Origin of the sequence: Achromobacter seleniivolatilans, assembly GCF_030864005.1 — a bacterium.
Taxonomy (GTDB): Bacteria; Pseudomonadota; Gammaproteobacteria; order Burkholderiales; family Burkholderiaceae_B; genus Achromobacter; species Achromobacter seleniivolatilans.
The window spans coordinates 4,518,203-4,534,091 of sequence record NZ_CP132976.1 but is presented as its reverse complement, the minus strand read 5'-3'; the positions used below and the strand labels follow the sequence as shown (position 1 = coordinate 4,534,091).

11 protein-coding genes are annotated in these 15,889 nt (G+C 60.8%); 10 read left to right on the top strand and 1 reads right to left on the bottom strand.

What is annotated here, in order from left to right; genetic code table 11:
• Positions 1 to 2: 2 nt before the first annotated feature.
• The 5 genes from RAS12_RS20420 to RAS12_RS20400 all read left to right on the top strand — a co-directional run bounded on the left by RAS12_RS20420 (position 3) and on the right by RAS12_RS20400 (position 6,330).
• The gene (locus tag RAS12_RS20420; protein ID WP_306939655.1) at positions 3 to 1,343 is read left to right on the top strand and encodes an ABC transporter permease; all 1,341 of its coding nucleotides are present in this window, start codon (positions 3 to 5) and stop codon (positions 1,341 to 1,343) included.
• A 9-nt stretch (positions 1,344 to 1,352) separates the two neighbouring features.
• Complete coding sequence (locus RAS12_RS20415; protein WP_306939653.1) at positions 1,353 to 2,066, top strand: P-loop NTPase family protein; 714 nt, start codon at positions 1,353 to 1,355, stop codon at positions 2,064 to 2,066.
• 121 nt (positions 2,067 to 2,187) lie between these two features.
• Complete coding sequence (locus RAS12_RS20410) at positions 2,188 to 3,219, top strand: KpsE/RkpR family capsule polysaccharide export protein (RefSeq protein WP_306951543.1); 1,032 nt, start codon at positions 2,188 to 2,190, stop codon at positions 3,217 to 3,219.
• Positions 3,212 to 5,125, top strand: coding sequence for a tetratricopeptide repeat protein (locus RAS12_RS20405; RefSeq protein WP_306939651.1), 1,914 nt, complete (start codon positions 3,212 to 3,214; stop codon positions 5,123 to 5,125). Before RAS12_RS20410 ends, RAS12_RS20405 begins: the two co-directional genes overlap by 8 nt.
• Positions 5,122 to 6,330, top strand: a complete 1,209-nt coding sequence (locus RAS12_RS20400; RefSeq protein ID WP_306939650.1) for a pectate lyase family protein — start codon at positions 5,122 to 5,124, stop codon at positions 6,328 to 6,330. The genes RAS12_RS20405 and RAS12_RS20400 overlap by 4 nt, the downstream gene beginning before the upstream one ends.
• Before the next feature lie 10 nt (positions 6,331 to 6,340).
• Here the strand turns inward: RAS12_RS20400 and RAS12_RS20395 are convergent, their stop codons facing one another.
• Entirely contained in the window at positions 6,341 to 7,285 is a 945-nt protein-coding gene (locus RAS12_RS20395; protein WP_306939648.1) for a LysR family transcriptional regulator, read from the bottom strand.
• A gap of 280 nt (positions 7,286 to 7,565) precedes the next feature.
• On the opposite strand from RAS12_RS20395, the gene RAS12_RS20390 reads away from it, so the two are divergent.
• The 5 genes from RAS12_RS20390 to RAS12_RS20370 all read left to right on the top strand — a co-directional run bounded on the left by RAS12_RS20390 (position 7,566) and on the right by RAS12_RS20370 (position 15,884).
• Positions 7,566 to 9,002 (top strand): NAD-dependent succinate-semialdehyde dehydrogenase, encoded by a 1,437-nt coding sequence (locus tag RAS12_RS20390; RefSeq protein ID WP_306939647.1) that lies wholly within the window; start codon positions 7,566 to 7,568, stop codon positions 9,000 to 9,002.
• A gap of 13 nt (positions 9,003 to 9,015) precedes the next feature.
• Positions 9,016 to 9,369: a carboxymuconolactone decarboxylase family protein gene (locus tag RAS12_RS20385; RefSeq protein ID WP_306939645.1), complete on the top strand. Its 354-nt coding sequence runs from the start codon at positions 9,016 to 9,018 to the stop codon at positions 9,367 to 9,369.
• Positions 9,366 to 10,355, top strand: coding sequence for an NAD(P)H-quinone oxidoreductase (locus RAS12_RS20380; protein WP_306939643.1), 990 nt, complete (start codon positions 9,366 to 9,368; stop codon positions 10,353 to 10,355). Before RAS12_RS20385 ends, RAS12_RS20380 begins: the two co-directional genes overlap by 4 nt.
• Before the next feature lie 688 nt (positions 10,356 to 11,043).
• Positions 11,044 to 14,949 carry an autotransporter outer membrane beta-barrel domain-containing protein gene (locus RAS12_RS20375; protein WP_306939642.1) on the top strand — a complete coding sequence of 1,302 codons (3,906 nt, stop codon included), beginning with the start codon at positions 11,044 to 11,046 and terminating at the stop codon, positions 14,947 to 14,949.
• A gap of 287 nt (positions 14,950 to 15,236) precedes the next feature.
• Positions 15,237 to 15,884: a fused MFS/spermidine synthase gene (locus RAS12_RS20370; protein ID WP_306939640.1), complete on the top strand. Its 648-nt coding sequence runs from the start codon at positions 15,237 to 15,239 to the stop codon at positions 15,882 to 15,884.
• Positions 15,885 to 15,889 lie beyond the last annotated feature (5 nt).

The window sequence follows — 15,889 nt, the reverse complement described above, 5'->3', positions numbered from 1 at the left end:
CGATGAGCAACGAGGACCGGATAAAGGGCTGGCGCTCGCGCCGCAAGGACAGTAACTACGCGGTGGGAACAGGCGTCGCCGATTGGCGTCTGGACCCGGCCGCGCTGTTTGAAGCAAAGGCGACTCCAGCCGTCTTGCTCAAGCCCTTGCTCGCGCGCCTGCAAGGCGAACCGCACGACTCTGTGGCCGCCCGGCGAGCGGTGTACGAAGCCGTGCAGGCGGAGTTGGATGCGGAGATTACGCGCAGCGAGATCGACGAGACGCTTGCCGATTTTTCCCGGCGGCGGCTGCGTCTCATCGTTCGCCTGCTTGAACAGGACATCCGCGCGGGCGCACAGGTGTTTGCGCCGGGCTACATGCCGGTCAAACTGGTGGCGGAAGACGAACGCCTGGCCGCGGCGCATGCACGGCGGGTTGATCGCCGTAAGCAGGACGAGGCGCGCGAAGCGCGCCGTCATGCCTCCCGCAACGACATTGCGTTTGAAATTGAGCTGCCGCAGGGCGAGGCAGGCGATCTCACGATTCTGCGGGAGCGTTTGCACGCGCTGCATGAAGGCCATCACCCGCTCAACGCAGGCAAAGGCCGGCCGGTCGGGCGCACGTTGTTGGCGTTGTTCGTCTATCAGTTGCGCGTGATACACGGCGAGAGCCGGATTGCATTGCTGTGGGCTCTGGTTGGCCCCGTGGTGCTGTTGACGCTGATTTCGTCGCTGTACATCCTGATGGGAACGCATTTCATCCTGGGCATGGATGTGCAGACGTTCTCGCTGCTGGGGGCAACGACGTGGATCATGTTCCGGCAGATCGTCTTCAGAAGCAGCACGGCCTATATATCGGCCCGTGGCATGCTGAATTTCCAGGGCGTCACGCCATTGATGTGTGCGTTGGTACAGGCGTTCATCTATGTATCGGTGTATCTGGTGGTGTTCGCGGTACTGATCAGCGCCGGTCACGCGCTCGGGCTCATCACGCTGCCGCAAAGCTGGGCAGGATTCATTCTGTATGTGGTGCTGATGGGATGCTGCGGCGCTGCGATGGGTGTGCTGTTCGGTTCTATTGCCACCTTCTGGCACTTCTTTCTAAGGCTCGCGCCGGTTATCGAGCGATTTCTTCAGATTTTCTCAAGCGTCTTCTTTGTGTCGGAGCAGTTACCGGAGCATTTGCGGCCTTGGATACTCTGGTCTCCATTCGCGCACGGCATGCAGCTTCTGCGCTCCGCCTACTTCGAGGCCTACGATTCGCAGGATGCGAGCCTGGGCTATTTCCTGACGTCGTTGGTGTTCATGATGGTGGTCGCCTTGGCGGCAGAGCGTCTTGCCCGCCCCAATGTCCAGCCCATGTGAGGAAAGACGATGATTCATCTCAATGGCGTCACTGACGAACCTTACGCATTTGGTAGCAGGCAACCGCTGTTGCTCAACGCCACGCTTGAAATTCCGGTCGGGCGCTATGCCTTGCTCTCGCAGTCGCCGGAACTGCATCGTCAGATTGTCGACGTGTTGTGCTGCCTGCGTCCGCCGCGCCAGGGTTTCGTCAAACACGATGGCAATGTTTCGTGGGCCATCGGCCGGCAAGGCTTCATCCGTGGCAAGGCAGATGGCCTGAGCATCATCGATTTCGTGTGCGAGATGTATGAGATCGATGCGGACGAGACGTACGAATTGGTCGCGGACCTGGTCAGTGATCCCAAATGCCTGGCCAAGCCCATGGAGCATTGGCCGCTCTACGCACGGCAAGAGTTTTCGTTTGCGCTGGCGCTGGCTCCCGCGTTCGATGTCTACGTCATCGAAGGGGCGATTCCTTTCGAACCTTGCCGTTTCACCCGCCTCTGGCTGGCTCTGTTTGAAGAGCGGCTGATTGGCCGGACACTTATTCTTTCCAGTTACCGCCAGAATCAGATGGCGGACTACTGCCTCAAAGGCTTGATCTATGAACGAAGTGCTCTCAGCATCGAAGACGACCTCGACCAGTGCATCAGCAAATTCCCCCCGAGACGATCTAGGAGCGAATCCGGCACAGGCGACGACGGCTTCGGAGGCGGCTTCGAGGACGGCGTCGGGCTCTGACGGCGGGTCCGAGATCGAACGCCGCCGCCGCGAGCGGCAGTCGTTGATGCGCGAGCGCCGCCGCCATCGCTGGATCAATGCGCTTATCGTGATCGCACCGGTCGCGTTTGCGCTGGTCTATGTGCTTTGCATCGCGACGCCACGCTACGAAGCGGAGTCGCGGTTTTTCGTGCAGTCGGGCTCGGGGCAGCAAGGCGGCGGTGGCGGCGCAGCCAGCCTGCTTACCACCGGGAACATGGGCGGCATGCTGGGCGGCTTTGTGGACGGCTGGGCGGTCAGGGATTTCCTCCAATCGCGCGACGCCATGCAGCAGCTTGATCAGAAAGTGGGCCTGCGCCAGTACCTGATCCATACCGGCATGGACCCGCTCAACCATCTTTCCGAAGATTCGAGCGAAGACGATCTGTATCGCGCGTACAAAGCGTCGGTTCAAGTGTCGTTCAACGCCTTGGAGCAGATCGATGTACTGCGCGTGAGCGCATTTTCCTCGGAGCACGCCGCGATATTGTCGAAGGCGCTTATCGGCTTGGCGGAAGAGTTTGTCAGCACGATGAACGAAAAAGGCGTGGCCGACAAATTGAAGGTGAGCGAGGAGTCGGTCAAGCGGGCAGAAAAAAAGGCGCTTGCGGCCCGGGATGCGTTGACGGCGTGGCGGACCACCCACGGCAACATCGATCCGACGGCGACGGTGGCCATGCTGTTGAACCTGTCCAGCCAACTTGAGGGAGAACTCAGCAGCGCGCAAATCAATCTCGACAAGATTCGAGCGCTGGGCAATAAGGATCACTTCATGCTGAAACCTGCCGAGCTTCAGGTCGCGGCCCTGAACAAGCGGATCAGCGCCGTGCGCCGCCGCTTGAGTGGCGAAGGTAATACCGAAGCGACACAGCTCAAGTCCTATGAGGCGCTGAGGAATACCCAGGCGTTCGCGGATTCGAATCTGACTTTGGCGCAGCAGTCGTATCAGCAGGCCGTGACGGATACCCTGCGATTGCAGCGGTACTTGTCCATCATCGCGCAGCCAGTTCCCACGGACCGCCCGAGCAGCCCGCGCACCGGAATTCTGCTGCTCCAGGCACTGGCGCTGGGCTTTGTTTTGATGTTTATTTCTCGTGTGGCGATGGCATTGTTGAGGGGGTTGCGTCATGGTTGATACGGTGATTGAAACGCGTCGCGCTGATGCCGGCGCTGCCACCCGGCTACGCGATGTCATCCAAGAAATCCATGGCGCGCAGGACCCCGTACGCGCCATGGCCATGCTTGCACCGGCGCTGGTGCAGGTTGACGAAGGCTGGCGGGACGTACGCCGATTGCTGGTTTCGCCGTACGTGCGAGAGAGCAAATTCGCGCCTGCGATCGCCGCGCTTGAGAGTCTTGCCGCCGCATATCCGGCGCGCGCCGACGATCGCCGGCTGCTCGCGAGCCTGCTGGGGCGTACGGAGCAATGGGAGCAGGCCATCGCCCAGGCGGATGCCGCCGCCCGCATTGAGCCGGATTCTGCGGCGCTGCATGGGGCGAGAATTCAATTGCGGGTGCAGGCCGGACGGGTCGCCGATGCGGCTGAGGTGGCCCGCGCAACCATAGCTGTTGCGAAGGGGGAACCCGGCGAAGCGTACTTCTGGATGTTGGCCTTTGCGCGCAATGGCGATGTGGCCGAAGCGGCAAGCATTGCGGCGGTTCTGGAGCCGGAAAAGCTGCAAAACGAACGCTTGGCGACGATGGCTATTCGTGCCTTGACCGAAGATGGCAGGGTGGAAGCGGCGATCCGGTTTGGCGCGGCGGCGTTGAGCGCTGGCCACGATAGCGCTGCGCTGCGCTCATCGCTCGGCATATCGCACCTTCGTCGCGGCAACGAAGACGACCGCAAGGTACATGCGTTGGAACACTTCAAGGCCGGCTTGAGTGCGGCGCCCGCGGACGTAAGACTGCTTTCGCTGTATGGCGAAACGTTGTTGCGCGCCGGGCGCTACAAGGAAGCCGTGGCGCCGCTGACGCAGGCCACTGAACTGGCGCCGGATTTGGAGCAGACCCGGGCCCTGTATGCGCGTGCCTTGCGATACACGTTGCAGTATGACCAGGCCGCCGATCAAATGATGAAACTGGTCGAAAAATCACCGGAGAAAATGCTTTGGCAGCGCTCGGCTATCGGCGCGCTGTCTCAAGCGGGCCGCAAGCAAGAGGCCGAAGCGCTGTACGATCAATACGTCGCAAAGCGCAGCAGCCATCTTCCCAAGACTTTCCAGGAGGCCCTGAGCCAGTTGGACGAACGGCTGGATACGGCTCCCATACCGCAGGCCCGGCTGGACTGGGCGTGGTCGTTGCGCGGTGATGCCGGCGCCGATCGCGTGCAGTGGGAACGGCGGGCGCGTTGGGGTCACCTGGTGGATCATCTTTTGTTCGATTGGCTTGAGTGCCGCGAAGACAACGTCGAAGAGGCCATGCAGGTGCTGGGTGAGCTGGATACCGGCGAACGTTTCTTTGCGCCGCTGTTGGCATCCGGCCGGGGCGTTGTGGTGGCTACTGCTCACGTCGGTCCTATGTACGCCGGGCTGATGGCGTTGGAATTGCTGGGCATACCTTCGCGCTGGCTTGCAACCGCGCCCAGCATCGCCAAAAGCAGCTATTCTGCGGCCTTGATTTCCACTGCGGATCAGACCGAGGCGCAGGTTGCCAAGTCCTGCCTGCGTGCGCTTGGAGCGGGCAACGTGCTGTGCCTGGCCATCGACGGCGCGGCGAACCCGGCCGCGCCGCGCACGACTTTCGAAGGGCAGGAAGTGACCTACTCCAGCTTTGCGTCCCATTTGGCACATCGTCTTGGCGTGCCATCGGTGTTCTACGCGCCTCGCTGGGAAAACGGCCATATGGCGTATACGCTGGAGATGCTGCCAGCAGTCAATCCCGGCGAGGATGCCGAAGCGTATTCATTGCGTTGGCAGAAGGCTTATTTCGACAGGCTGCGCGACCATGTGGCAGGCCCCCCGGAGAACCTGCGCCTGAGCGGCGGCATCTGGCGGCACGTGACATCGGCTGACCGGTCGGCGTTGGGGAGTGATCGATGAAGTCAGGAACCACTGCGATACGTTGGCTGCTTGCCTTGGCCACCTTGTATGGCGGCGCGGCGGCCGCGAGCGAGTCGTGCAAAAGCCCGGATGAACACTGCCCGTTTGTCTCCGCGCTGCTTGCTCAACGCGAAGGCTATGGCGCGAAGGCTACCGGCGGCTTGGGCGGAAAGTTTATCGAGGTTACGTCCGACAAGGACGCGGGGCCGGGTACGTTGCGGGACGCGCTGGCGCAAGCCAAGAAAGGACCCACATGGGTCCGCTTCGCTTCCGACATGACGATCGTCCTGGATTCACAGCTGCGTGTGCCGTCGAACATAACAATCGATGGACGCGGCAAGCAGGTCACCTTGATTGACGATGGGCTGGGCGTGTATGGCAGCAAAAACGTCATCCTGACCCATCTCACGATAGACGGGCGCTTGAACCGGCTGACGCAAGCGGTGAATGTGGCCAATGGCAGCCGCGACGTGTGGGTGGATCATATGGATCTTTCGCGGATGTCGGACAGGCTGCTGAACGTGAAGAACGGCTCGACCGACGTCACGATTTCATGGACGAAATTCCATAACTCGAACAAGGTCATGTTGCTCAACAACATAACCTCGAAGAATCTGTTCGAAAACTACGACCGCGATTCGATCGCGCGGGTAACGCTGCACCACAACTATTTCTTCAATACCGTGCAGCGCAATCCAAGAGGGCAATTCGGCACGTTCCATTTGTTCAACAACCTGCTGGAGAACTGGGATTTCTACGGCATGAGTTTCAGCCTGGAGGCCCGCGCGCTGGTCGAAGGGAACATATTCAACAACACCACGCAGCGCAAATGCGTGGAGCCCGAATTCTTCCCGACAGTGGAAGGAATCAACGTGAACTACTGCCGTTATATCCCCATCGCCGCCCAACGCAGTGCGCTGGACAATGGCGAATCAGATCGCGGCGCCTATGAAAAGTTGAAGACGCAGCATGGCTACACGCGCGACTACAAGGCCTTCCTGCGGCTGAAAGACAATCTGTATCTGGGCGACGCGAAACCGGTGCTGCAAGACTACCGCCCTGAATCGGCTCCGACGCCGCCGTATTGCTACGGCTACGAACGTCCGACGCCCGACCTGGCGGAGAAAATTCGTAAGTTCGCCGGGAATACCGCTGGCGATACGCCGTTGCCAGGGTCACAGACGGGGTCGGGTTGCACGCGTTGACACCGTGTGGTCAGGCCTTTTCATCCCAAGCAATCCCCAGCTCGGCGGCATAGCTTGCGAGCTGGTCGCCCACGTGCAGTTTGAGCGCATCGACGAATAGTTTGGTCTTCGCATCGACGAATTGACGTGAGGGGTAAAGCGCGTACACGTTGCGCGCGTTGGTGTAGTACCCGGGCAGCACGCGCACCAATGTGCCCTTGCGCAAGTCTTCGATGGCCGAGAATCCAGCGATCAGGCCCAGGCCTGCTCCATCTCGCAACGCTGTTGCCATGGCATCCATATCATTGACGCCCAGATGAGCCCCTGTTGGGCAGTGGGTGAAAGCGCCTTCGGGTCCTTCCAGATGCCACGCATCCGGGGCGTAGTCCACCGTGCTGAGTAACACGCAACTGTGGCGGGCAAGATCCTGGGGCGAGCGTGGGGCGGAGTGTTGTTCAAGATAGGCAGGGGACGCCGCCAGAATGCAGTGGCTGACACCGATTTTCTGCGTAACGTAATTTGAGTCTGGCAGCGAGCGGGCAATCACGATGCCGACATCCAATTGTTCTTCAAGCAGATTCGGCATGCGTTGAGAGAGCAGCAGGTCTACTGATACGTCGGGATAGATTTGCCGGTACGCCATCGCTGCGCGTGCGACAAGCTGCCTCCCCAAACCAGGCACCGCATGGACGCGCAAGACGCCCCGGGGTGCGATCAGTGCGTCGCCCGCTTCGGCTTCGGCGCGCTCGACGTCGCCCAGGATGGCGACGCAACGCTCATAGAAGCGGCGGCCGGCGTCCGTGACGGCCAAGCGCCGCGTGGAACGCTGAAGCAGGCGGGCATTGACCCCTTCTTCAAGCACAGTGACCGCGCGGGAGATGTTGCCGACCGTGGTGCTGAGGTGGTTGGCGACGGCGGTGAAGCTGCCCATTTCCACGACTTTCGTAAACACTGACATGTTGTATAGCTTGTCCATCGCCTGAGTCCATGGTGGTCATTCTGCGGCGCTTGCCCGCTACATGGGCATGCCGATTATGGAGATCCCATCTCCTGCGCGGCTGGCCGCCCTGTGGCGCAGTCCAGCACACCCCTGCATCAGACGACTTTTCCTCCTGAAAGAAAAGTCATTCCTTCGTATAGGGCTAAATCCCCGCGCGGCTCGCGCCTAGACTTTGGTCCATGGTCAGTCGCCGGCAGTTCCGCCAAGCAGAATTGACCCCGGCATGTGCCGGTCACCCTAGTCGGAGTGTGCAGTGATGAATGGCAACTATGATCCGCTTTATCTATTTATTAACGGTGAATGGATAGGCGCGAGCGAACGCGGCACGGCAAGCGTGGTCGATCCCGCCACCCGCAAAGAATTGGGCCGGGTGCCGTTGGCGACGGCCGCGGATCTGGATCGCGCGCTGCAAGCCACACAGCAGGCCTTCAACGTCTGGCGCGCTGCATTTCCCATCGAGCGGGCCCGGATTCTGAAACGCGCAGCGGACCTGATGCGCGAACGCGCCGAGCACATCGCCACCTTGATGACGCTTGAAGAGGGCAAGCCCTTGGCCGAAAGCCGCGATGAAGTGTCCCGTGCCGCAGAGTACTTCGAGTGGTTTGCAGAAGAAGCGAGGCGCATAGAGGGACGAGTCGTGCCGGCAAATCGTCCCGGTGTACAGCAGCTGGTAAAGCGTCAGCCCATCGGCCCGGTGGCCGCTTTCACACCGTGGAATTTCCCGGCGATTACGCCAGCGCGCAAGCTTGCGGCGGCGCTGGCCGCCGGTTGCAGCGTCATCATCAAACCTGGCGAGGAAAGCCCGGCGACCGCGCTCGCTCTGGCCCGCGCCCTGGATGATGCGGGTTTGCCCAAGGGAGTGTTGCAGGTGGTGTTCGGTGTGCCGGATGAAGTTTCCCGGCATTTGATCGCCTCCCCCATTATTCGCAAAGTGACGTTCACGGGGTCGGTGCCCATTGGCCGGCTGCTGTCGGCGCGTGCGGCCGAAGGCGTCAAACCCATCACTCTGGAACTGGGCGGGCATGGGCCAGTGCTGGTGTTTAACGACGCTGATGTTCAGCGCGCCGCAGTCGAAGGCGCAGCCAACCGCTATCGCGGCACGGGTCAGGTCTGCATATCGTCCACACGCTTTCTTGTTCAACGTGGCGTCTATGACGCGTTTCTTGAACACTTTGTAAAGGCGGCCAAGGCATTGAAGGTGGGCAATGGGCTTGACCCGGCTACTCAAGTCGGGCCGCTGGCCAACCCGCGTCAATTAGAGAAGATGCAAGCGCTGGTCGCCGACGCCGTGGACTGCGGCGCCACCGTATTGGCGGGCGGAAAACCCATCGAAGGCGAAGGTTATTTCTTTGAACCGACGGTGTTGGCCAATGTGCCGATGCAAGCCCGGATCATGCACGAAGAACCCTTCGGACCGATTGCCGTGGTGATGCCATTCGATGAGCTTGCCGACGGTCTCCAGGAAGCCAACCGATTGCCCTATGGCCTGTCGGCCTATGCCTTTACCACCAATGCACGCACGGCGATTGACGTGGCTGACGGCTTGGAAGCCGGAATGATCGGCATCAACCAGTATCGAATCGTGGCAACGGAGCTGCCCTTCGGAGGTATGAAGGAAAGCGGTCACGGGTCGGAAGGCGGTGTTGAGGGTATCGAGTACTACCTGACGCACAAATTCATCAGCCAGGCTTGAAAGGGAGAACACGATGTCCAATATTGATTTCAGCCATCCGCGCGAGGCTGCACGCGCCTTCACTCCCGAGCTCTCAGCATTTGTCGACAACACGCTTTATCCCGTCATCTGGGGCGACCCTGCGCTGGCGCCGCGAGACCGAAGCCTGATCACCGTGGCTGCGCTGATAGCAGCGGGCCACGCCGATGAATTGCCAGCGCATCTGCGGCGCGCCATCGGCAACGGGGTAAAGCGTGAGGAACTGGCCGCCGCCATCACGCATCTTGCGTTCTACGTGGGATTTCCTGCGGCAATTACGGCATCGGCCATCGCGCAAGCGGCATTGGCTGCGGCAACAACCGGCAACGGCACCAAGGACAAGCAATGAAAGCGATTATTTTCGACACGTTTGGCGAGGCCGATGTGCTTCAGGTGGCCGAGGTGCCCCAACCGGAAGTCAGGCCCGACGATCTGCTGGTCCGCGTATACGCGGCAGGAGTGAATCGTGCAGACTTGACTCATCGCCGTGGAGGTTACGGCCGGCCAAATTTCGGCGACTCAACCATCATGGGCCTGGAGATTGCCGGGGAGGTGCTGCAAGCAGGTAGCGCCGTGCGCGGCTACAAGGTTGGCGACCGGGTAATGGGTGTGGTCGGCGGCGGTGCTTACGCGGAGATCGCCAGGCTGGATTGGCGGATGGCGATGCCTATTCCACAAGCTCTGGATTACGTCCATGCCGCAGCCATTCCCGAAGTGTTCGTCACAGCGCACGAGGCCATGTTGCACTTGGGCCGTCTGGGGGCCGGTGATTCCGTGCTTATTCATGCGGCTGCCGGCGGCGTGGGCTCTGCTGCGGTTCAACTCGCCAGGGCGACGGGCGCCACCGTTTACGCGACGGCCGATGCCACGAAGCTGGATCAAGTCAGGCGGCTTGGCGCGGATTGCGTCATCGACTACCGCACGCAGGATTTTGCGCAGGTTGTGGCAGAACAGACCTCGCAACGTGGAGTGGACGTCGTGGTGGACTTTATCGGCGCGCCCTACTTCGCCCGCAATATTGCGTCCTTGGCCCACGGCGGACGGCTGGTGCAGGTTGGCATCTTGGGTGGCGGCGGCGAGGTCAGCATTGCGTTGGAGCACATTCTGTATCGGCACCTGCAGATTTTCGGCACTGTAATGAAGTCGCGTCCGCAGGCCGATAAGCACGCAATGGTGCGCCGCTTTCGCGAGCATTGGTTGGATCGCTTCGCACATGGAGCGGGTCTGGCTCCTGTGGTTGACAGTGTTTTTACATTGGAACAGGCGGCCGGCGCGCATCGGCGGATGGAATCGTCCGAGAACGTAGGAAAAATTATTCTGACGATGACGGCATAACGGAGCGGTGAGCGGTTTTTGAGTATCAAGACCCATAGTCCGGGTTTTCCGCCTTCAATAAAGATCACCATTACCCGAAAGAGGCCAGCGGCTGTGCGCTGGCCTTTATTTTGGCCGGCTTTGACCGTTTTTTAGAATGCTCGAATGTTGGAGCTCATCTTTACGCCGCCAGATGTATCGGATGTATTGCAATGCAAGGTGCATGGAATCCGGAGTTGCTGGTCACGGTTTGCGTAAAGAAGATAAATAAATAAGACACATAACTGATTTATTTCGACATCTAAATGATTTGAGGCGTTCGAGAGCTGGGAATAACCCTAGGCGTTCGGATTTATTGATGCTTTACCTATTTAGTTTCTCCGCAAGATGCCGTTCTTCTCCACGACCTTGCCCATCTTCATGTGGCAACCCTCTGTGAGACCGGCATAAATACACCGTCGCTCTCCTAAATTGTTGGAAAGCGAAAATGCCAATTTTTGTACGGAAACCACAATCGACACTTTTCGGCCTGCGGGTCGCTGGGTGGACAGGGGCTTACGCTCTGAGCTTGTTGTCGGGCTCGGCAGTTGCCCAGAACATAACGTGGACGGGCGCGTCAGGCGCGGATTGGGCGGATCAGCAAAACTGGTCGACTAATACGGTTCCCACAGGAGCTGGCTATACCTTCGTTACCGACGTGTCGGCGAATATGCCCGTCGTTTCCAATGGCGCCGCTCAAGCGGGAATTCTGTTTGTGGGCGGTGGCGGTAGCGGCGTGCGGCCCAGCCTTACCGTGAAAGATGGCGGCCAGTTGACCAGCGGTGCTGCACTCATTGGCAATTCCAACAACGGCAGCATCCCCGGTACGTCTGAGCTGGAGTCGGGTAGCGCGAAGATCACCGGCGTCGGTTCGCAATGGACGGCTGACTCCTTCACGCTCGGCCTGTTTGGTACGGGGACAATGACCGTGGAGTTGGGCGGGAAAGGAGTGACGGCCACCACGACCACGCTAGGGGCCAGCGCTGATGCCACAGGTTCGCTGACGGTGACCGGCTTAAACAGTTCCTGGCAATCGGGGCAGCTTACTGTCGGCAGTGCTGGCACGGGTTTCCTGACGGTTTCCAATAAGGCGCAAGTGAACAGCGCGAGCTTGCTGATGAGCTTCGCGGCAAATTCGACGGGCACTGCCGATATCACTGGCGCAGGCAGTTCCTTGCAGACCACCGGCAACGTCACCGTAGGTTCCGGTGGCACGGCAACGCTCAATATCACCAACGGCGGCAAAGTCACGTCAGGAGGCCGCACGTACGCAGGCCTGCAAAACGGCAGCGTGGGTACGGTGAATATTTCCGGCGCGGGCAGTATGTTGTCGTCGCTGGTTGATGCTTTTAACGTTGGCGCCCGGGCAGGATCGCAAGGGCAACTGCAAGTGAACGCCGGTGGCGGCGTCGATGCCTATCAGATCATCGCTGGGCTGGAGTCGGCTAGCCGGGGTGCTATCACCGCTGACGGCGCGGCCACCCGCCTGATGAGCACAGGGGCTTTTATTGTTGGTTACCAAGGCGCCGGCACGGCCACTATGTCCAACGGCGCCACGATAAGCACCGTCAATCGTGTACGTATCGCTGATCAGGTCGGCTCGACCGGTACGCTGAACATCGGCTCTGCGGCTGGCGACGCTGCCGTCGCACCAGGCTTGGTGCAAGCCGCGCTAGGGGTTCGTTTTGGCAACGGCACCGGCAAACTGGTGTTCAACCATACCAGCAACAACTATGTTTTTGATGCGGGTATCAACTCGCTGGTTGCGCAAGCAGGGGTTATTGATGTGCTTGCCGGCACGACGGTTCTTTCCGGCGATTCAAGCGGATTCAGTGGCACTACCAATGTGCACGGCGGCGCCTTGTCGGTGAATGGCATCTTGGGAGGCCAGGTCGCGGTAGGCCCCAATGCCACGCTGAATGGCTCGGGAACCGTTGCGCAAAATGTCGTCCTGACCGGCGGCGTGCTGCAAGGCACGCAAGGGCAAACCTTGAAGATCGGCGGCAATCTGACGCTGGATAGCGCGAGCCAAGTGAACGTGGCGCTGGGTGCGGCGTCTTCCCAGCTTCTTTTTGATGTGGGCGGCAATCTGGCGCTGGCCGGCAAACTGAATGTGAGCGACCAAGGCGCCTTCGGCGCGGGTGTCTACCGTTTGTTCGACTATGGCGGCGTGTTGACGGGCAGCGGACTGACGGTTGGCGCAATGCCAGCAGGCGTCAGCGCGGGCGCCTTGACCGTGCAGACGGTAGTGCCGGGTCAGGTCAACCTGGTGTCTACAGCCGCTACCGGACTGGGCTTTTGGAACGGCGGCAACGGCACCTGGAGCGCGGCTGGCAGCAACTGGACCAACGCGGACGGCACGGTGCGTGGCGTCTACCAGCCGAACCCGACGTTTGCCGTATTCCAGGCGCCGGCCGGAACGGTCACGGTGGACGCGTCCGCGGGTGCCATCGGCGTGACCGGCATGCAGTTTGCGGCTGACGGCTACCGCGTCCAAGGCGACGCGATTGCGCTACAAGGCGCGGGCGGCGAGACCATCATTCGCGTGGGTACGGGTTCAGCCGCAAGCGCTGGTATGACCGGCACCATCGCTTCCAGCCTGACAGGCAACAGCAAACTGGCCAAGACGGACTACGGCACGCTGGTGCTGGCGGGCGACAACACCTATACCGGCGGCACGGATATCCGTTCGGGCACGCTCTCGGTATCCAAGGACACGAATCTGGGCGCAGCAACTGGCGGCGTGACTCTGGACGGAGGCGTGTTGGCCGCCACGGGCAGTTTCGATACCGCCCGCAGCATCTTGGTGGCGCAATCCAGCGGCATCGATGTTGCGGCAGGCACGGCATTCGGCCTGACTGGCGCCATTGCCGGCAGCCAAGGTCTGACCAAGACGGGCGCAGGTACGCTTACCGTCGCGGGCGATGGCAGCGCCTACACCGGCCACACGCAGGTGCAGTCCGGCGTGTTGAACATTGCTTCCACCGGGCAGTTGGGTGGCACCTTGGCCATCGCCAGCGGCGCATGGCTGCAAGGCGCGGGCCGGGTTGGACCGACCACGCTGCAAAGTGGCGCCGTCTTGGCGCCGGGCAACCGCAACGAAACCCTGGGAGTGTCGGGCAACCTGACGTTGTTGCCAGGCTCGGTCTACCAGGTTGCCGCGGATCGGCAATCGCAAACCAGCACCCGCGTGGACGTGAGCGGCACGGCCAATCTGGCTGGCTCCGTCGTGCGCATTGCGCCGGACACCGGTTATGACAGCGGGCGTCAATACACCATCCTGACCGCAGGCGCGATCAATGGCAAGTTCGACTCGGTGTCGTCCAACTACGCCTATCTGAACCCGGCGTTGAGTTACGGCGCGCAGAACGTCACGCTGCAACTGAACCGCAAGCAGGTAACGGGAAGCGATGGCGCGACCCGCCCCATTACGTTTGCCGATGTGGCGCAAAGCACTAACCAGCGCGCTGTGGCTAGCGCCCTGGAGAGCCTGCCCGCAGGCAATGCGTTGCACAACTACATCCTGACGCTGCCCGAGGGCGCAACGACCGCGGTCTTCAACAGCCTGTCTGGTGAAGCACACGCTAGCGCCACGTCTAGTCTGACGGGTTTCAACAATACGATACGCACCGTGCCCCTGTCTTATCTGCGCACCAACCTGGGCGCAGGGTTGCGGGCGGGTTCCCCGACGGCGCAAGCCGGAGGCACCTTGTCCGCAGCGGCGCTGCCGTCGTCTAATGCGCAGCCCGCATGGGCCGAAGTCATTGGCAACTGGCAGACCTGGAAAGGCGGCGCCAACTCGGCACAAGTGCGCCAGCAGACGGGTGGTGTCTTCGCTGGTGTCGACCACGCCGTTGGCGGTGGCTGGCGTCTGGGCGGAGCGGTGGGCTTCACCGACGGCAATATCCGCGTGGACGACCGTTCGTCCAAAGCCGATGTCGCCAGCTATAGCGCAGCGTTGTATGGCGGCAAGACGTTCGACATCGGAGCGGGCAAACTGAATCTGATGGTGGGCGCGTCCTACACCTGGCACGACATGAATACCGAACGCTACGCGAGCGTTTCCGGTGGAGCGCAAAAGCTGACCGCCGACTACGGCGCCAGCACGACGCAGCTTTTCTCTGAGCTTGGCTACTTGGTGCCCTTGTCTGAGCGCGTCGGTATTGAGCCCTTCGTTGGCCTGTCGTGGGCGGACACGCGCACCCGGGGTTTCTCGGAATCTGGCGGATACGCAGCCTTGCGCGGGCATAGCGGCAGCGATAAGCAAACCAGCAGCACGCTGGGCTTGCGCACGCGGACGGACTTTACGATTGGCCGCACGGAAGCGCGTGTGCTGGCCACGTTGGGATGGCGGCACGCTTTTGGCGATGTGCTGCCGCAGTCGACGATGTCCTTTGATGGCGGACAAGCCTTCAGCGTGGCGGGCGCCCCGATTGCCCGTAATGCTGCGCTGGCCGAGCTTGGCGTGGAAATGGCGATCACCCGGAACGCATCGATTGGTCTGAACTACAGCGGCCAATTCGGCGAAGGAAACCGTGAAAATGCCGGTTCGATCAATATGACCTGGAGGTATTGAGCGCCAGCTCAACCTCTGCCTGATGGGTGCCACGCGCACCCATCAGGCAACCGATGCCGGCCTGAATGCCGCTACACATGACGGGTTACACCCCAGCTGGCAAGGAACCAGCCGCGCAGTGTTATCTTCTGCACATCTCCCGCCATCCCCTTCTATCCATGTCCGACGTTACTGCCCCTGCCGATTCATCCCTGCCCGACGAACCGGCGGCCATACACAGACCCTTTATTCAGAATGCCGGAACCCGGCGCACGCTGCATTTCACGCAGAAAGAAATCCAGAGCAGCATGTCTACGCTGAATCCGGATGCGCTTGAGCTTGAATACACGCGAATGATGATGGGTTTTGTGCTGTTCAAGCCCGAGCCCGCTCATATGCTGATGGTAGGTCTGGGGGGCGGGTCGTTGCCCAAGTTTTGCTATCGCTATCTGGCGGGCGCGGACATCTCGGTGGTTGAGATTGATCCTGCGGTCATCGGTTTGCGCGACGCTTTCATGGTGCCGCAGGACAACGCGCGGTTTCGCGTGATTCAGGCGGATGCCGCCGATTATCTGCATGATGCGCCGGATCAGGCCGACGTGATCTTTCTGGATGGCTTTGGCGTGGGCGGCATACCCGATGCGCTGTGCTCCACGGCGTTCTACGCCGATTGCTATCGCGCGTTACGCGATGATGGCATTCTGGTGATCAACTTTCACGTGAATCATCCGCTGCATCACGAGTATCTGGATCGTGTGCGCGAGTCGTTCGGGTCTTCCATGTTTGAAGTCGTCGATGACGACATGACCAACAGCATCGTGTTTGCCTGCAAAGGCAATCTGCTGGATGACCCGGCGGCTGCGGAACTCAAGCGTCCCGCAGCCATCCCCAAAGATGCCTGGCGTCAACTGATGCCGACGTTGCGCGTGATCGGCGCGACGTTGGAATTGAAGTGAGGGTT